Source organism: Paraburkholderia ginsengisoli NBRC 100965, from assembly GCF_000739735.1.
GTDB classification, from domain to species: domain Bacteria; phylum Pseudomonadota; class Gammaproteobacteria; order Burkholderiales; family Burkholderiaceae; genus Paraburkholderia; species Paraburkholderia ginsengisoli.
Genome location: NZ_BBJF01000002.1, coordinates 113,384 through 131,083 on the forward strand (window position 1 = coordinate 113,384; position 17,700 = coordinate 131,083).

At 64.0% G+C, this 17,700-nt stretch carries 16 protein-coding genes; 7 read left to right on the forward strand and 9 right to left on the reverse strand.

Annotated features, from left to right (window positions below; all coding sequences use genetic code 11):
• Nucleotides 1–278: 278 nt before the first annotated feature.
• Nucleotides 279–1,058, reverse strand: a complete 780-nt coding sequence (locus tag BGI01S_RS00810; protein WP_042321086.1) for a DeoR/GlpR family DNA-binding transcription regulator — start codon at nt 1,056–1,058, stop codon at nt 279–281.
• A 331-nt stretch (nt 1,059–1,389) separates the two neighbouring features.
• Here BGI01S_RS00810 and BGI01S_RS00815 point away from each other — a divergent pair, with 331 nt between their 5' ends.
• From BGI01S_RS00815 to BGI01S_RS00830, 4 genes are all read left to right on the forward strand, one after another.
• Complete coding sequence (locus BGI01S_RS00815) at nt 1,390–3,027, forward strand: gamma-glutamyltransferase family protein (RefSeq protein WP_042321089.1); 1,638 nt, start codon at nt 1,390–1,392, stop codon at nt 3,025–3,027.
• Nucleotides 3,028–3,378: 351 nt separating this feature from the next.
• A complete protein-coding gene (locus tag BGI01S_RS00820) occupies nt 3,379–4,743 on the forward strand; it encodes an MFS transporter (RefSeq protein WP_042321220.1) in 1,365 nt (454 codons plus the stop codon).
• A gap of 336 nt (nt 4,744–5,079) precedes the next feature.
• Complete coding sequence (locus BGI01S_RS00825) at nt 5,080–5,907, forward strand: ferritin-like domain-containing protein (RefSeq protein ID WP_042321092.1); 828 nt, start codon at nt 5,080–5,082, stop codon at nt 5,905–5,907.
• Nucleotides 5,908–6,030: 123 nt separating this feature from the next.
• Entirely contained in the window at nt 6,031–6,552 is a 522-nt protein-coding gene (locus tag BGI01S_RS00830) for a hypothetical protein (RefSeq protein WP_042321095.1), read from the forward strand.
• Between the two features lie 45 nt (nt 6,553–6,597).
• Here the strand turns inward: BGI01S_RS00830 and BGI01S_RS00835 are convergent, their stop codons facing one another.
• From BGI01S_RS00835 to BGI01S_RS00850, 4 genes are all read right to left on the reverse strand, one after another.
• Nucleotides 6,598–8,139 carry a DEAD/DEAH box helicase gene (locus tag BGI01S_RS00835; protein ID WP_042321099.1) on the reverse strand — a complete coding sequence of 514 codons (1,542 nt, stop codon included), beginning with the start codon at nt 8,137–8,139 and terminating at the stop codon, nt 6,598–6,600.
• A 212-nt stretch (nt 8,140–8,351) separates the two neighbouring features.
• Entirely contained in the window at nt 8,352–8,972 is a 621-nt protein-coding gene (gene trhA, locus BGI01S_RS00840) for a PAQR family membrane homeostasis protein TrhA (RefSeq protein WP_042321103.1), read from the reverse strand.
• Nucleotides 8,973–9,089: 117 nt separating this feature from the next.
• Nucleotides 9,090–10,388: a c-type cytochrome gene (locus tag BGI01S_RS00845; protein ID WP_042321106.1), complete on the reverse strand. Its 1,299-nt coding sequence runs from the start codon at nt 10,386–10,388 to the stop codon at nt 9,090–9,092.
• Nucleotides 10,389–10,409: 21 nt separating this feature from the next.
• Nucleotides 10,410–11,141 carry a c-type cytochrome gene (locus tag BGI01S_RS00850; RefSeq protein ID WP_042321108.1) on the reverse strand — a complete coding sequence of 244 codons (732 nt, stop codon included), beginning with the start codon at nt 11,139–11,141 and terminating at the stop codon, nt 10,410–10,412.
• 367 nt (nt 11,142–11,508) lie between these two features.
• Between BGI01S_RS00850 and copC the strand changes: the two genes are divergently transcribed.
• Together copC and BGI01S_RS00860 are read left to right on the forward strand one after the other, a co-directional pair.
• Nucleotides 11,509–11,886 carry a copper homeostasis periplasmic binding protein CopC gene (gene copC / locus BGI01S_RS00855; RefSeq protein ID WP_042321111.1) on the forward strand — a complete coding sequence of 126 codons (378 nt, stop codon included), beginning with the start codon at nt 11,509–11,511 and terminating at the stop codon, nt 11,884–11,886.
• A complete protein-coding gene (locus BGI01S_RS00860; protein ID WP_042321113.1) occupies nt 11,883–12,812 on the forward strand; it encodes a CopD family protein in 930 nt (309 codons plus the stop codon). The genes copC and BGI01S_RS00860 overlap by 4 nt, the downstream gene beginning before the upstream one ends.
• 88 nt (nt 12,813–12,900) lie before the next feature.
• Here BGI01S_RS00860 and BGI01S_RS00865 read toward each other — a convergent pair whose 3' ends face one another.
• The 3 genes from BGI01S_RS00865 to dgoD all read right to left on the reverse strand — a co-directional run bounded on the left by BGI01S_RS00865 (nt 12,901) and on the right by dgoD (nt 15,034).
• Complete coding sequence (locus BGI01S_RS00865) at nt 12,901–13,125, reverse strand: YodC family protein (protein WP_042321115.1); 225 nt, start codon at nt 13,123–13,125, stop codon at nt 12,901–12,903.
• A gap of 27 nt (nt 13,126–13,152) precedes the next feature.
• The gene (locus BGI01S_RS00870) at nt 13,153–13,455 is read right to left on the reverse strand and encodes a hypothetical protein (RefSeq protein ID WP_042321118.1); all 303 of its coding nucleotides are present in this window, start codon (nt 13,453–13,455) and stop codon (nt 13,153–13,155) included.
• A gap of 430 nt (nt 13,456–13,885) precedes the next feature.
• Entirely contained in the window at nt 13,886–15,034 is a 1,149-nt protein-coding gene (gene dgoD / locus BGI01S_RS00875) for a galactonate dehydratase (RefSeq protein WP_042321121.1), read from the reverse strand.
• Between the two features lie 279 nt (nt 15,035–15,313).
• Between dgoD and BGI01S_RS00880 the strand changes: the two genes are divergently transcribed.
• Nucleotides 15,314–16,099: a FadR/GntR family transcriptional regulator gene (locus tag BGI01S_RS00880; RefSeq protein ID WP_232624333.1), complete on the forward strand. Its 786-nt coding sequence runs from the start codon at nt 15,314–15,316 to the stop codon at nt 16,097–16,099.
• An 18-nt stretch (nt 16,100–16,117) separates the two neighbouring features.
• Here the strand turns inward: BGI01S_RS00880 and BGI01S_RS00885 are convergent, their stop codons facing one another.
• Complete coding sequence (locus BGI01S_RS00885) at nt 16,118–17,656, reverse strand: DHA2 family efflux MFS transporter permease subunit (RefSeq protein ID WP_042321122.1); 1,539 nt, start codon at nt 17,654–17,656, stop codon at nt 16,118–16,120.
• Nucleotides 17,657–17,700 lie beyond the last annotated feature (44 nt).

A 17,700-nucleotide genomic window follows, 5' to 3' on the forward strand; every position in this document is an offset into this window, starting at 1 on the left:
CGGCCTTGCCGGCGACTGGCCAGGAGGCCAGAGAAGTCCGCTAGAGGATCGGGCGGGAAGTACGGTTCAAGACAAATTCACACAACCGGCGCTACGCGGAACGCGGAATGAACGCCGGGGAACTGGAGTGTAGTCAACCGCGCGTTAAACACCAAACACGCCCCCGCAAATATTCCGTTTGACAATTGCCCGGCCCGGCGGCGGTTGCGAACCGCGGCCCGATCCTTGATTTCACTCGAAGTTTTGCGTGCGCTGCAGCATGGTCCCGGACGCCTTGCCTACCCTGCGACATACAGCTGGCAATTGGCGGCGGCGAGCGTCTCGCCGAGCTCCGCAGGTGGAGCGGCATCGGTGAACAACGCGTCGATCTGATCGAGATGGCCCTGGCGAACCAGCGCCGGGCGACCGAATTTGGAGCTGTCGGCGGCGAGGAACACGGTGCGCGCGTGCTGGATGATCGCCTCGGCCACGCGCACTTCGCGGGTGTCGAAATCGCGCAGGGTGCCGTCCGTCTCGATGCTCGACGTGCCGATGATCGCGAAGTCCACCTTGAACTGGCGGATGAAGTCGATCGCCAGTTCGCCGACGATCCCTTTGTCCCACGGCCGCACGATGCCGCCCGTCACCAGCACCTCGCAATCCGGATAGCCGCTCATCATGCTGGCGACGTTCAGATTGTTGGTGATCACGCGCAGTCCGCGATGCCGGTTGAGCGCGCGGGCGACTTCCTCGGTGGTCGTGCCGAGGTTGATGAACAGCGACGCCTGATCGGGAATGTGGGTGGCCACTAGCGCGGCGATGCGCCGCTTCTCGTCATGGAACATGCGCTGGCGCGCGGTGTAGGAGACGTTTTCGGAGCTGGTCGGCAAACTGGCGCCGCCGTGATAGCGGCGCAGCAGGTTCATGTCGGCGAGCCAGTTGACGTCGCGGCGGATCGTCTGCGGCGTCACGTCGAAGTGGGCCGCGAGGTCGTCCACGGTCACGAAGCCGTCGCGTTGCACCCACTCCAGCAATTCCTGTTGCCGGGCATTGAGAGTGAGGCGGGGGTCTCGGGTCATGTGTCTCGGGTCGTCGGATTTTTATCGGCGCTCCCCGCCGTCAGCGCAATGCGCCGAGCCGGAAAGCGGATCATGCGTGAACGGGGTGTGGGTATTGTAAGACCATCGGACCCCTTGTCCGCCAACTCGTGCAAGCTGCATAACTGGCGCGACCGCGATCGTTCGATCCATTCAGGCGCCTGGCGCATTTATTCATTTGATAAATGAATTTGTTTTTTGGGCTGGTTCGCGCTGCAATCCACGGTTTCGCGTTTCACCCCCGTTTTCATGATTCCCACGATGTCCGGCGGCTTTTTCGTCGCACCGGACCGCGCTTTCGAGAGTGTTCGACATGACTGGCTTCAACTGGCAAAACCCCTATCCGACGCCGCGTCTGCCTGTATTCGCGCGCAACATCGTTTCGACTTCGCATCCGCTCGCCGCGCAAGCCGGGCTGCGCATGCTGTGGAAAGGCGGCAATGCCGTCGATGCGGCGATCGCGGCGGCCGCCGCCATCACGGTGGTCGAGCCGGTGTCGTGCGGTCTCGGCGGCGATGCGTTCGCGCTGGTGTGGGACGGCAAGAAGCTGCATGGGCTGAACGCGTCGGGCGTGTCGCCGGCGGCGTGGAACGTCGACTACTTCAAGCGCAAGTACGGCGAGGAAAACGGCCTCGCGAAGCAACCCAAGCGCGGCTGGGACGCGGTGACGGTGCCCGGCGTGATCGCGGGCTGGGAAGCGCTGCATCAGAAGTTCGGCACGCTGCCGTTCGCCGACCTGATGGAGCCGGCCATCGAAATCGCCGAGCGCGGTCATGCGGTGGCGAGCATCGTCGCCTACAAGTGGGCGGCGGCCGTGCCGGAGTTGAAAGACCTGCCGGGCTTCGCGCAAACCTTCATGCCGCGAGGCCGCGCGCCGGAAGTGAGCGAGCTGGTCCGTTTCCCCGGCCATGCGAAGACGCTGCGCAAGCTCGCCGAGCAAGGTCCGCGCGCGTACTACGAAGGCGAGATCGCCGAGCAGATCGCGGCGTTTGCGCGCGAAGGAGGCGCGGCGCTCACGCTCGACGACCTGCGCAATTACCGCGCGGACTGGGTTGAGCCGATCGGCAAGGAATATCGCGGTCACACCGTGCATGAGATTCCGCCGAACGGCCAGGGCATCGCGGCGCTGATCGCGCTGGGCATTCTCGAAAAATTCGACGTGAAGGAACTGGCGGTCGACAACGTCGAGTCGCAACACTTGCAGATCGAAGCGATGAAGCTGGCGTTCGCCGACGTGTACCGCTACGTCGCCGATCCGCGTTCGATGGAGGTCACGCCCGAACAGATGCTCGACGACGCGTACCTCACGTCGCGCGCGAAGCTGATCGACCACAAGCGCGCGACGCAGTTCGACTTCGGCATGCCGAAGGCGGGCGGCACGATCTACATGTCGGTGGCCGACGAGCGCGGCATGATGGTGAGCTTCATCCAGTCGAACTACATGGGCTTCGGCTCGGGCATCGTGGTGCCGGACAGCGGCATCGCGATGCAGAACCGCGGCTGCGGCTTTTCGATGGACCCGAAGTCGCCGAACGTGGTGGAAGGCGGCAAGCGGCCGTTCCATACGATCATTCCGTCATTCCTCACGCAGCAGGTGAACGGCCAGCAGGAAGCGGTGATGAGCTTCGGCGTGATGGGCGGCGACATGCAGCCGCAAGGCCACCTGCAATCGATCGTGCGGATGCTCGACTACGGTCAGCAGCCGCAGGCCGCGTGCGATGCGCCGCGCTGGAAGGTCAACCGCGACTTCACGATCGACATCGAATCGACGCTCGATCCGAAGACCGCCGAGGCGCTGCAAAAGCTCGGCCACACGATCAAATCGGTCGACGATCCGTACATGGACTTCGGCTCGGGCCAGTACATCTGGAAGCTGGATCGTGACGAGCCGGAGCGCGGCTACGTGGCGGCAAGCGACAGCCGCCGCGACGGGCTGGCAGCCGGGTTCTAACTGACGCATATGCGAGGCGCGGCGCTGCTAGCGCGGCCGCTTCGGGCGACGCCTGGCCCGGCTTTCGGCGAGGCGGCGCGCGGCGCGTTTCGCTGCGTGGGGACGCGTTTCGCTGCGTGGGGACGCGTTTCGCTCGCTGTGAGCGTTGCGTCAGCTGCGCGCGGCCAGGCGGCAACGCAGCAACGCGAAGCACGCATGGCGCCAAGGGCGCGCGTGAGCGCCGCCATTGAGCGGCGCCAGCCGCCTTGTGCGCGCAATGCGCGCCCCACGCACATCATCCGCATTTCATACACACACCGCACGCCCGCGCATCAGGCGTCACATCAGGCATTGAACAAGGCAGGAGACATCATGCAAACCAAGGCGTCGCCATCGGCGACCGCTTCCCCACCTACGCCGGCCGCGCCGCTTTCCAAAGCGATGGTGCGGCGGATCGTGTTTTCGTCATCGGTCGGCAATGCGCTCGAGTGGTTCGACTTTCTGGTCTACGGCTACTTCGCGACGATCATCGCCAAAGAGTTCTTCCCGATGCAGGACGAGTGGCTCTCGACGCTGCTCGCCATCGCCACCTTCGGTATCTCGTTCCTGATGCGGCCGCTGGGCGCCGTCGTGCTGGGCATCTACGGCGACCGCAAGGGCCGCAAGGCGGCGCTCACGCTCGCCATCGCGCTGATGATGGTCGGCACCTTCACGATGGCCGTGATGCCGCCGTATGCGTCGATCGGTCTGGCCGCGCCTTTGCTGATCCTGCTCGCGCGGCTCGTGCAAGGCTTCGCGGTCGGCGGCGAGTTCGGCAGTGCGACGGCCTTCATGGTCGAGCACAGCGCGTCGCGCCGCGGCTATTACGCGAGCTGGCAGTTTGCAAGTCAGGGCCTCGCGGCGATCACCGCCGCCACCTTCGGCTCGCTGCTGACCGCGTGGATGTCGCCCGAGCATCTCAGTAGCTGGGGCTGGCGTCTGCCGTTCGTGTTCGGTTTGCTGGTCGGGCCGGTGGGCTTCTACATCCGTTCGCATCTCGACGAGACCCCGGAGTTCATCGAAATGCGCAAGGCGCGCGAGGCGGCCAACGAAGGCAAGGGCGCGAGCGAAGAGAAGGGCGTGTCGTTCGCCAACCAGTGGGTCAACCTGCTGCTCGCGATCGGCATCGTCGCGCAGTCGACGGTCGGCGTATACGTGCTGCAACTCTACATGCCGATGTACGCGGTCAAGCAGTTGCACATGTCGGCGGCCGCGTCGTTCGGTGTGGTGGTGCTCAACGGCGGACTGCAGTTCATCCTGTCACCGGTGATGGGCGCGCTGTCCGATCGCATCGGCCGGATTCGCATCATGCTGACTACGTCGATCCTGATGGGCACGCTGATCTATCCGATGTTCGCGTGGCTGCAGACGCATCCGACGATCGGCTGGCTGCTGATGCTGCAAGCGATCGCCGGTATCTTCAAGGCCGCTTACTCCGGCCCGATGCCCGCGCTGATGTCGGAGATATTCCCGACGCACGTGCGCTCGACGGGCCTTTCGATCGGTTACAGCATCGGCGTGACGATCTTCGGCGGCTTCGCACCGACGATCGTCGAGACCTTCATTCATTTGACCGGCGACAAACTCGCGCCAAGTTACTACGTGTTGCTTGCCGCCGTGTTGTCGGGCGTGTCGCTGATCATCGTGGCCCGCCGCATGCGCCGCGCGCCTGCGCTGCGCGGCGCTCAACCCGCCTGAGCGCAATGTATCGAAGACCCGGGCCGACGGCGTTGCCGGCCTGACGCGTAGGGCTCGGTTGCCTATGTGGAAAGCCAGCTCATCGAGCTGGCTTTTTTACGTCTCCGCTCGCCGCGTTGTTCGACCGAACGTTTCGACTATCTCTGAATTGGAACTGCGGCCCTTCGGCATGGTCTGTGCTGTGTTATCTGCAGAGTTGGGTAACACCGGCTAAGATGCAAGATACAAGGGGTTAACTCTAATTCAAGCGCTGTACCGACACGGTGAACCGTCACGGCGAATGCGGGCGGTTCGAGCAGGCATCACGCGTCGGAGCAGCATTCGGAGCAAGACACGATGCACACCGAGCTGAACCATGTCATGCCCTGGCGGATCGAGGACATCGACCTCACCCGCATTGATCGGCAGAAGGCTGTCGCGAACGAAGATCTGCTGTTGCTCCTGTGCGCGGCTTCGTTCATTGAAAGCGGCACCGATCTCTACACCAGCAACCTGAGCACTTTTTTCAACGGCGATCCTGAGGTCTCGGCCTGGCTCAACAACGAGTGGGAGCCGGAAGAGATGCAGCATGGCCGCGCGCTCAAGACGTACGTCGCCTACGTGTGGCCCGAATTCGACTGGGATACCGCGTTTCGTAATTTCATGGACGAGTATTCGCTGACCTGTTCGGTCGAAGACTTCGAGAAGACCCGCGCGCTCGAAATGGTCGCGCGCTGCGTGGTGGAAACCGGCACGGCCACGCTGTATCGCGCGATCGGGGAGTGCTCGGATGAACCGGTGCTCAAGCAGATCACCGACAACATCCGCACCGACGAAGTCCGTCACTACAAGCACTTTTTCAAGTTCTTCAAGAAGTACAACAAGATCGAAGGCAACGGGCGTCTCGCCGTACTCGGTGCGTTGATGCGCCGCGTGATGGAGATCAAGAACGAAGACTCGGAGATAGCACTGCGCCATGTGTTCGCGATTCGCTATCCGGAGCGCGTGCACGATTCGGCGTATAACCGCGAACGCGCGGCGCGTATCAATGCGCTGGTGCGGCGCAATCTGTCGGCCGACATGTGCGTGAAGATGCTGCTCAAGCCACTCGATCTGCCGGCGAAGATTCAGCCGGGCGTGCACTATCCGCTCGCGAAGATCACGCAGCATGTGTTCTTTCGCTGAGTCGAGTCCGAGGGACGCCGCGTGTAAGCACACGATCACCTGACGAAGAATGGCCCGCCGATGCGGGCCATTCTTTTTTCGAGGCATGATTGAGCCTTGGCTACTTTCAACCGGATCGACAGCATGAGCGATTCCTCCGCACCCGCACGTCCGCTCGAACAGAACGCGTTCGACGAATGGCCCGATGCCGTGCGCGCGTTGTTCGACGGGTCGTCGCTCGCGAGCAAGGCGGGGTTCACCGCGTCGCTGCTGACGGTCGATACGAGCGGCCATATCCGCACGTCGCTGCTCGGCGTCGGCGAATTGTATGCGCCTGATTCGCGCACGCTGTGCATCGCGTTGTGGCCGCAAGCGCGAGCGACGCGCGCGATCGCGCAAAGCGGACGCGCCGCGTTGAGCTTCGTCTGCGACGCAGCGTTCTATCAGGTGCAGTTGCTGTTCACGCCGCTAGCGGGCATCGCCGGCGACGAGAGCGGTCTGGTCTATCTGATCGGTTCGATCGATACGGCTGACGAGCAGAGCGTGCGTTATGCGCGCCTGACGAGCGGCATTACGTTCGAACTGGAGGGGGAGGGAAGTGCGGTGCTCGACCGATGGGAACGGCAGATCGAGCACCTGAAGCAGGCCGCTGCGGCCGGCCGTTAGTCCCTCGGCGAGGGGCTGAACGGCAAGACGGAGTGGTGTTGAAGCTTAGCGGCCGCGTTGACCGCTGCGCGACGGCTGGCCGCCACGCGGTGCGTCGGTGCGCGGCTTCGCGCCACCCAGCAACGCACCCGGGTTGCCGCCTTGCGGCTTGTTCGCGTTCGGCTTGCGCGGCGCATGTTGCGCGGCGCTGCCTTCATGCGCGACCGCACGCGGGCGGTCGTCGTGACGCTGACCATCGCGACGCGGCTGGCCCCCGTTGCCGGCCGGCTTTGCGCCCTGCGGCTTCGCCTGACCGTTCGCCGGACGTTGACCCGAGCGCTGCGCCGGCTTCGCCGCTGCGGCACCATCACGCTTCGGCGCGCCTTGGCCCTGACGCGGCGAACGGCCGCCACCGCCGCCACCACCCTGGCCGCGACGCAGGATCGGTTCCGGCTTCGCGGTCGGGTCCGGTTCGAAACCGGCGATCACTTCCTGCGGCACCGGACGCTTGATCAGCTTCTCGATGTCCTTCAGGAGTTGCAGTTCGTCGACGCACACCAGCGACACCGCTTCGCCCGTCGCGCCCGCGCGGCCCGTGCGGCCGATACGGTGCACGTAGTCTTCCGGTACGTTCGGCAGATCGTAGTTGACCACGTGCGGCAGCTGATCGATATCGATACCGCGTGCGGCGATGTCCGTCGCGACGAGCACCTGCAACGTGTTGTTTTTGAACTCAGCGAGCGCGCGCGTACGAGCCGACTGGCTCTTGTTGCCGTGAATCGCGAGTGCGCTGATGCCGTCCTTGGTCAGTTGCTCGGCAAGGCGGTTTGCGCCGTGCTTCGTGCGCGTGAATACCAGCACCTGGAACCAGTTGTGCTGCTTGATCAGATGCGTGAGCAGCTCGCGCTTCTTGTCGCGGTCGACCGGGTGAATCTTTTGCGCGACTGTTTCCGCGGTCGTGTTGCGGCGGGCCACTTCGATCAGCGCCGGCGAATCGAGCAGGTTGTCGGCGAGCGTCTTGATCTCGTCGGAGAAGGTGGCCGAGAACAACAGGTTCTGGCGTTTCGGCGGCAGCTTCGCGAGCACGCGCTTGATGTCGTGGATGAAGCCCATGTCGAGCATCCGGTCGGCTTCGTCGAGCACGAGAATCTCGAGATGCGACAGGTCGATGGTCTTTTGCTGCATGTGATCGAGCAGACGGCCCGGTGTCGCGACGACGATGTCCACGCCGCTGCGCAGCGCGCCGATCTGCGGATTGATGCCGACGCCGCCGAACATCACGGTCGACTTCAGCTTCAGGTACTTGCCATACGCGCGCACGCTTTCTTCGACCTGCGCCGCCAGTTCGCGCGTCGGCGTGAGGATCAGTGCGCGCACCGCGCGCTTGCCCGAGCCAGTGGCGACGGCGGGCATCGAGTTCAGACGCTGCAGGATCGGCAGCGTGAAGCCGGCGGTCTTGCCGGTGCCCGTCTGCGCGCCGGCCAGCAGGTCGCCGCCATTGAGCACGGCGGGGATCGCTTGCGTCTGGATGGGAGTCGGTGTGGTGTAGCCGAGTTCGTGTACAGCGCGGACCAGCGGTTCGGACAAGCCGAGGGAATCAAAAGACATAAATGCTCTTTGCAATGCAGTTTCGCGAACGGCACAAATGGGCTCTGGCAGGCGTGAACGCCGCATGAACACGCCCGCATGGCGCGTTCGAGGCCAAAGCCCAGTTCCGGTCGCAGAGAAATCGGCGGCACGCTCAAACACGTGCCGAATGCTTCAACGCGCTATGCAGACACGTTGACTGGCCTTAAGTTGCATTTCGTCGCCGTGGGATGTCATGCGACATAGCGCGCAACACTGACGAATTGACACAGACTGCCCGCCAGTACGAACAGGTGCCAGATACCATGTCCATGCCGGATGCGCTCGTCGTTGATGAAGAAGTAGATGCCGGCGCTGTAGATGACTCCGCCGGCCACGAGCCAGGCGGTACCCGCTGCAGGTAATGCTTGCAGCAGCGGACGGACGGCAACGAGCGCGAGCCATCCCATCAGGACATACAGCACCATCGAAACGCTGCGGGTGCGTCGCCCGAGCGTCAGTTCCTGCACGATGCCGAGGGCGGCAAGCCCCCAGCTCACGCCGAACAACGACCAGCCCCACGGCCCGCGCAAGGTGACAAGCGTGAACGGAGTGTAGCTGCCGGCGATCAGCAGATAGATCGCCGAATGGTCGCATTTCTGCAGCACCGCTTTGACGCGCGGATTACGCACGCTGTGGTAAAGCGTCGAGATAGCATACAGCACGAACAGCATCGCACCGTACACGGCGAAGCTGACGACCTTGTACGCGTCCCCGGCGAGCGCGCCCATCGTGACGAGCGTCGCCAGCCCCACCACCGACAGCACGGCGCCGACGAGATGGGTAATGCTGTTGAAACGCTCACCGACTTGCACGGCTCTTTCCTCCTGCCCGGTTCATAAGGGCAAATACCCACATGATACCGGTCCTACAAAAACGAAGGGCGCGGCCGCGAATTTCGCAGGCCGCGCCCCAGGTGCAACGAACGCTGCTTAGTCGAGCGGCGCCGAACGCAGATCGGCCACTTGCTGCGGCGACACCGGCGTACCGTGGTTGCCCCACGACATACGAATGTACGTCACCACTGCCGCGACTTCCGTGTTCGACAGCGACTGTGCGAACGGCGGCATGCCATACGGATGCGGGTTAGCTTCCGTGCTCGGCGGATAACCGCCGTTCAGCACCATACGGATCGGGTTGACCGCCGAGGGCATCTGAATCGACTGGTTGTTCGCGAGCGGCGGGAAAGCCGGCGGCTGGCCAAGGCCATTTTCCGCGTGGCACTTCGCGCAGTTGTCAGCGTAGATCTTCGCGCCTTGCTTCAACAGTTCGCCGCCGAACTTTTCCGACGTTTCGAGCTGCAGCGGCTCCGGCGCCTCGCTCTTCTGCGGAATCGTCTTCAGGTACGTGGCCATCGCGTTGATGTCCGCGTCGGACATGTATTGCAGGCTGTTGTGAACCACTTCAGCCATCGGACCAAACACCGCGCCGCGATTCGACACGCCGGTCTTCAGCAGATCGGCGATGTCCTTCAGGTCCCAGTCGCCGAGACCGGCTTCGCGGTTCGACGTCAGCGACGGCGCATACCAGTTCTGCAGCGGAATCAGGCCGCCGGCAAAAGCCGCCGAATTGACCGGGCCGCCCATCGCGTTGATCGATGTGTGGCACATGCCGCAATGGCCGAGGCCTTCGATCAGGTACGCGCCGCGGTTCCATTCGACCGACTTGGTCGGATCCGGCTTGAACTCGCCTTCACGGAAGAACAGCGTGCGCCAGCCGATCAGCATGTTGCGCTGGTTAAACGGGAATTTGAGCTCGTGCGGGCGGCTCGGCACGTTGACCGGCGGGACCGAGCGCAGAAACGCGTAGATCGCGTCCGAGTCGGCGCGCGTGACCTTCGTGTAGCTCGTGAACGGGAAGCCCGGATACAACAGGCTGCCGTCTTTCGAGCGGCCGGTGTGCATCGCGCGATAGAAGTCGTCCTGGGTCCACTTGCCGATGCCGTACTGGTCGTCGGGTGTGATGTTTGGCGTGAACATTGTGCCGAACGGCGTGGCCATCGGCAGGCCGCCGGCGAACTGCTTGCCGCCGCGCACCGTGTGGCAGGCGATACAGTCGCCGGCGCGGGCAAGGTACTCGCCCTTCTTGATCAGTTCGGCCTGATCGGCGGGCGTGGCCGCCATCGCCGAGCCGTTATGCAGGTTGTCGCCGCCCGACCACAGGACGGGAACGAGAGCGGCAGCCGCAACCACGACGACTGCCGAGAGGGCGAACAAGGACTTGCGTTTCATTTGAGTGTCTCTCCCGGTGCCTTATTGCGGTTCGCTGCCGCAGGCAAGCGGAGTCTTCAACGAGCGGGCCGGAGCCGGCACGGGGTTTTGTGGGGCCTGCTGCGTGGAAAGCCATGCTGCAACGGCGTTCACGTCTTCGTCGGTCAGGCGCGTGGCGATGGTGTGCATGCAATCAGGTGCGATGGCATGACGCGTACCCGAGCGCCATGCGCCGAGCTGCGCGCTGATGTAATCGGAGTGCAGACCGACCAGACCCGGGATAGCCGGCTCCATACCGGTCAAGGCCTTGCCGTGGCAAGCCGCGCAAGCCGGAATCTGCTTGCCCGCGTCGCCGTTCAGCACGATCTGCTGGCCGCGCGCGAGCGTGGCCGACGACACCGTCGGCTTGGCCGGCGGCGGATACGGCGGACGCTGTTGCGAGAAGTACGTCGCGATCTTATGAAGGTAGTCGTCCGAAAGATACGTGACGAGATAGTTCATGGGCGGGTACTTGCGGCGCCCTTCGCGGAAGTTCTGCAACTGGTTGAAAAGATAGTCGGCCGGCTTGCCCGCGAGGCGTGGGAAGTAGTCGTTGTCCGTACCTTGCCCGTGAGTACCGTGGCAGGCCGTGCACCCTTGCACGCGCGCTTCCATCGTGTCGGGGGCCTTCGGTTGAGTCTGCGCTTTCGCAGCGCTATAGACACCCGCGGAGCCGATCAGGAGAAGGGCGAGCAGCGGGCGGAAAAGGCGTCTTGAAGACACGCGTAACTCCATCAAAATCGGGGACCTGACCGAACTTCGAGCGGCTCGGTGTGAAGGGCAGCCGGCGCTGCGGCGACGCAGCATTCTAACATCGAAGGGTGATAGTGACTATTTGCCACATTAGAGAAGGTTCCGGGTGTCACCGCTACGCGACAGTTTGACGCGGATGCCGTTTCAGGTGGGGCTTTTTGTTATCCCGATCTGGTTGCGCGCTCAACGCATTCCCGCGATGCATGGCGTGTCGTTCAACAAAGCAGGTTGAACCGATGTCCGCGCGAACCATCGAAGCGTACACTTCCGGGCTCGCTGGCTGCTGTCCGAGCCAGACGCGCCCGGTTCGACACCCATCGTTTTCCTGTTCATCAGCTATCGGCCTTACATGAAGCTATTCGATTTTTCCCGTCCGGCGCTGCGTGCGTTGATGCTCGGCGCCGCGGCGCTGGTTGTGACATCCACCGCTTTTGCGCATGCGCATCTCGCGTCGAGCGAGCCGGCCGCCAACGCCGAAGCCGTCGCGCCCACCACCGTGACGATTCATTTCACCGAGCCGCTCGAGCCGGCCTTCAGCAAGATCACGCTCGCCGACGCGAGCGGCCAGGCGGCCGCGCCGGCTGCCTCGGAAGTCGACAGGCTGGACGCCAGGGTGATGCGCCTGCCGCTGCCGCAGTTGAGCGCGGGCCGCTATGCGGTGCACTGGATCGCGGTTGCCACGGATGGCCACCGTACTCAGGGCGACTTTGCGTTCAACGTCAAATGAGCGTCGACGGATTGTGGATCGGGCAGGTCACAATGGCCGCGCTCATGAACGTCGCGTTTGCGTTTGCCGTCGGTTCGGCGCTGCTCGGCGCGTGGCTCGCGAACGACGCCCAGCAGAAAATCTCGCCCGCGCGACCGGCCTGGCTGCGCGCGCAACGATCGTTGCTGACCGCCACCGTCGTGCTGGTGCTCGCGGACCTCGGCTGGCTGCTGTATCAGGCGGCGTCGATGGGCGGCGTCGCGTTGCCGGCCGCGTTCGGCGTGGTGCCGACCGTGCTGACGCAAACGCATGTCGGCTACGGCTGGAGCGTGGCGTTTGCCGGCGCGCTGGTGCTGCTCGGCACGGCGATGACCAGTCACACGGGCATGCTGCGCAATGCGCTGCTGTGGCTCGCGGTGATCGCGGTCGCCGCTGGCAAGGCGTCGCTGGGGCATGCGGCCGATGCCGGCGTGGCCTCGACCGCGATCGGCATGCAAACGCTGCACGTGCTCGTCACGAGCGTCTGGGGCGGGCTGGCGATGGCGGCAGGGCTCGCGGTCCTGCCGGCGCTCGGCACGTCGACCGCGCGCGGGATGCTGATTCGTACCGCGGCCCAGGTGTCGAATGTGTCGGTGGTGGCGGTGGGGCTGGTGCTGCTGTCCGGCATCTTCAACGCCGTGCGCGGGTCGGGCGGCTCGCTTCAGGCGATTCAGTTCAGCACGTGGGGTCATGTGTTGACGCTGAAACTCGTGCTGGTCGCGATGGCGCTCGTGCTCGGCGGACTCAACCGCTTCCTCGCGTTGCCGCGCCTGCGCCGCACGGCATCGACCATGGATGCGCATACGTTCGTCAACGTGCTGTATCTGGAAGCGCTGGCGATGATCGGGGCGTTTGTCGCGGCGGCCGTGCTGTCGCATAGCGTGCCGGGATTTGCGGCTTTCGGTTGAGCGCGCATAAAAAAGCGCCGCACGGCAAGAGCGTGCGGCGCAATACACACGGACGCCTGGCGGTGGCCAGCAAATCCGTTACTGCTCTTCAGGCGGCGAGCACATCGCGGCTCGCCCGTTCCAGCGTTTCCTCCGGAAACATTTCCTGCTGCAATTCGCCGGCGTCGCTAAACCATTGGCAGATCAGCCAGTTGCCCGGCGCGAACAGCACCGGCCCGCTCCAGGTTGCGGTCATCGGGCGTCCGCCGGATCTGAGTTTCAGCACTTCGCCCGCGCGATACGCCGGTTTCGCGCGTCTCTTCGTCAGTCGCATGGTGAGCTATTCGCGGGATCGAGCCGCTTACTCGAAGCCGAGCCGATGGCCGAGGATCGGCGCGCAGAAGAGCGCGATCGCGCAGCCCGCGGCCTTGCCTTCGAGTTCGGCACCGGCGGCGCGCGCGCCGTACATATGCGTCAGCAGGTCGAAGAGTTGCGGCAGACAATAGATGACCGCGGCGGCAACGAAGCATCTCTCGACGACCGAGATGCGCCAGCCGCGTTCGAACGCCAGCATCGCGCCGAGGATGCGTAGCACGCCGAACGCGACCAGTGCGCCGACGGCCGCCTGTTCGCGGATCAGATAGTCAGGAAGGAATTCGCCCATGATGTTCCCCGATGCACCTGTTGTTTGCGTGCATTTCAGCAAGGAGCGGGCCAATGCGTATGTCTGATGCCGAACAAACGGCGTGAAAGCCTTTCTGGGTAAGGCTTTGCGTAAAACGAGGCGAGGTGGGCAGGTGGCCGTGAAACGCGTGTTTCGGCGTGTGCGGTCCAGGATGTTACGTTACTGCGACGGCCTGCGCGTCACGTCGCCGTAACACGCAGGCGGGTGGGCGTAGCGGGCTTCAGCGGTCCGCGTTGATGCGGCTGTATGAGAGCACGGTGAACTCGGCGCAGGTCATGTCCGGAGCGGTCATGAACACCGGCACGAGCCTGAAGCAATGCTTCCCGCTCATTCCCGCCCGCTCAGCCCGACACACCGGGTCGCCGCCTTAATCGACCATGCCGCCCGCAGACGGCATGGTCTCAAGCGATCACCATTCGGCGACGCTGCCATCCTCATGACGCCACACCGGATTGCGCCAGCGATGTCCGACCTTGGCCATCTCGCGCACCTTCTTCTCGTTGACCTCGATGCCGAGGCCCGGACCTTGTGGAATCGACACGAAGCCGTCTTCGTACTTGAAGACTTCCGGGTTCTTGATGTAGTCGAGCAGGTCGTTGCCCTGGTTGTAGTGAATCCCGAGGCTCTGTTCCTGGATGAACGCGTTGTAGCTCACCGCATCGATCTGCAGGCAGGTGGCCAGCGCGATCGGGCCGAGCGGGCAATGCAGCGCGAGCGCGACGTCATACGCTTCGGCCATCGACGCGATCTTGCGGCACTCGGTGATCCCGCCCGCGTGCGACGCGTCCGGCTGGATGATGTCGACGTAGCCGCCCGCCAGGATGTGCTTGAAGTCCCAGCGCGAGTACAGACGCTCGCCGAGCGCGATCGGCGTGTTGGTCTGGTTGACGATGTCGCGCAGCGCTTCGGCGTTCTCCGATAGCACAGGCTCCTCGATGAAGAGCAGCTTGTACGGGTCGAGTTCTTTGGCCAGCACCTTCGCCATCGGCTTGTGCACGCGGCCGTGGAAGTCCACGCCGATGCCGATGTTCGGCCCGACCGCCTCGCGCACCGCCGCGACGTTGTTGATCACGCCTTGCACCTTGTCGAAGGTGTCGATGATCTGCAACTCTTCCGAGCCGTTCATCTTCACGGCCTTGAAGCCGCGTTCGACCACCGCGCGCGCGTTGTTCGCGACGTCGCTCGGACGGTCGCCGCCGATCCACGAGTACACCTTGATCTTGTCGCGCACCTGGCCACCGAGCAGCGCGTGAATGGGCACGCCATGATGCTTGCCCTTGATGTCCCACAACGCCTGGTCGACGCCGGCGATCGCGCTCATCGTGATCGGGCCGCCGCGGTAGAAGCCCGCGCGGTACATCACTTGCCAGTGGTCTTCGATCAGCAGCGGGTCTTTGCCGATCAGGTAGTCCGAGAGTTCTTCGACGGCCGCCGCGACCGTGTGCGCGCGGCCTTCGACCACCGGCTCGCCCCAACCGACGATGCCTTCGTCGGTTTCGATCTTCAGGAAGCACCAGCGCGGCGGAACGATGAAGGTTTCGAGCTTGGTGATTTTCATGATGTGCGTCTCCTATGTCGACCAGAGTTGTCGCTTCAGCGCCTACTCTGGTCCCATGCCTGTGGTATGTCGACCAGCGCAGCGCTTCAGCGCCTACTGGACCCTGCTGTGATATGTCGGCCCGGGCTGACGCTTCGGCGCCTGCGCTCAGTCGGGCTCCCACGCGAAATATTTCGAGAACCCCGATGCTACAACAAAAGCGCGTTTAAGTACTATTAATAGTATTATTTGCCAAATAGTGGCGAGAGGGCAGCAGGCAGGGAGCGCGCCGGCATTGAAATGCGAGGCTTGGCGCGCCGGGCGGCGCCGACGGTTCGCGCCCGACACGCTGTTCTTCCGCTTTTCCGCTATCCGTCAATCGCGCCGCAAGGCCCTTGGGAGAAAACCATTCAGCACGATCTGCATGGGCGCGTTGCCCATCTGCTGGCGACCGCGATTCTGCGTGGCGACTACGCGCCCGACTCGATCCTGCCGCGCGAGGCGGAGTTGATGGAGACGTTCGGCGTGAGTCGCACGGTGTTGCGCGAGGCGCTGCGTACGCTGACCTCGAAGGGATTAATCGAGTCGCGGCCGCGCGTGGGCACGCGCGTGCGGCCGAAGCCCGCGTGGAATCTGCTCGATGTCGATGTGCTCGACTGGTACTCGCGCGTCGCCGAGCCGATGGCGTTCGCGCTCAAGTTGCAGGAAATGCGCGAGATGATCGAGCCGTATGCCGCCGCGCTGGCTGCGGCGTCGCACACCGACGACACGTTCCGCACGCTGGAAGCCGCACATGCGGCGATGGTGGCGGCGCGCAACGTCGACGAGTGGGTGCGCGCGGATCTGCAATTTCATTTGAGCGTGCTGACCGCTTGCAGCAACGAATTACTGATTCCGCTCGGCACGCTGATCGAGCGCACGCTCGAGGCGCAGTTGCGGCTCAATGCTAAACGCGCGGACGTGTTCAACGCGTCGCTCGCCGAGCATACGGCGGTGTTCGATGCGATCCGCGCGCGCGATGCCGCCGCCGCGCGCGCGGCGATGGCGTCATTGCTCGGGGTGACGCGAGGACGGATCGAAGGTTGAGTGCGTCCGTGGCCGCGCTCAATCCATCGCGGCGTGCGCGACCGACGCATCCGGCGCCTTGCGCGAAGGGCGAATCAACAGCAGCAGCGGAATTACCAGCAGCGTCGCCATGAACATCAGCTTGAAGTCGTTCAGGTAGGCGATCATCGACGCCTGCTGCGTGATCGACGCGTTCAACGCGGCCATATCGTAGTTCGAGCCGCTGGCTAGCATCGGCTGGATCGCCGGGTTGAACGGCGTGATGTTCGCCGCGAGGTCCGCGTGCGAGACCTGGGTGTTGCGCGTCATCAGTGTCTGCACGATCGAAATGCCGATACTGCTGCCGATGTTGCGCATCAGGCTATAGGTCGCGGTGCCGTCCGCGCGCAGTTCAGGCGCGAGCGTCGAGAAGGTCAGTGCGCTCAGCGGCACGAACACGAGACCGAGCCCGAAGCCCTGAATCACGCCGGGCCAGACGATATCCGACGCCGACAGCACGATCGTGTAGTGCATCATCTGCCACAACGCGAACGCCGAGATCAGGAAGCCGGCGAGCAGCAGCAACCGCGCATCGACCCGCTTCAGCAGGCGTCCGGCGATCAGCATCGCGACCATCGTGCCCGCACCGCTCGGCGCCGTGACGAGGCCAGTGGTCGCGACCGGATAGTTCATCAGGTTCTGCAGCATCGGCGGCAATAGCGCGCGCGTCGCGTACATCACCGCGCCGATCACGAAGATGAAGAACGTGCCGGTCGCGAAGTTCGGGTCCCTCAGCAGCTTGTATTTGAAGAACGAGCGCTCGCCGACGGTTGCCGTGTGCACGAGGAAGAACGCGAAGCTGATCGCCGCGACGAGCGCCTCGATGACGATTTCGGTCGACGAGAACCAGTCGAGTTGCTCGCCGCGATCAAGCATTGCCTGCAGCGCACCGATCGCGAGCCCGAGCGTAATGAAGCCGAATGCGTCGAACTTCACGTCGTGTTTGGGCTCGCGCGACGGCAGGAAGGTCGCCACGCCAAACAGTGCGAACGCACCGATCGGCACGTTAATGAAGAACACCCAGCGCCAGTTGTAGCTGTCGGTGAGCCAGCCGCCGAGCGTCGGCCCGAGAATCGGCCCGACCATCACACCCATGCCCCACACCGCCATCGCCTGGCCCTGCTTTTCGCGCGGGTTGATGTCGAGCAGGATGGACTGCGACAGCGGCACCAGCGACGCACCGAAAAGCCCTTGCAGCAAGCGCGACGCGACGATCTGCGTGAGCGTTTCCGACAACCCGCACAGCGCCGACGACACTGTGAAGCCGCCGATCGCGACGATCAGCAGCCGCTTCACGCTGAGCCGATCGGACAGCCAGCCGGTGAGCGGCGTGGCGATCGCGGCGGCGACGATGTACGAGGTCAGCACCCACGTGATCTCGTCCTGCGACGCCGACAGCGTGCCCTGCATGTGCGGCAGCGCCACGTTCGCGATCGTGCTGTCGAGCGTCTGGATCAGCGTCGCGAGCATGATTGAAAGGGTGATCATCGGCCGGTTGAGCGGCGCGGCTGCGCTCGCCGGCGAGGAAACGGAGGACATGGATGAACGGGGCCGTCGATATAGTAAGCATGCTTAGTATATCG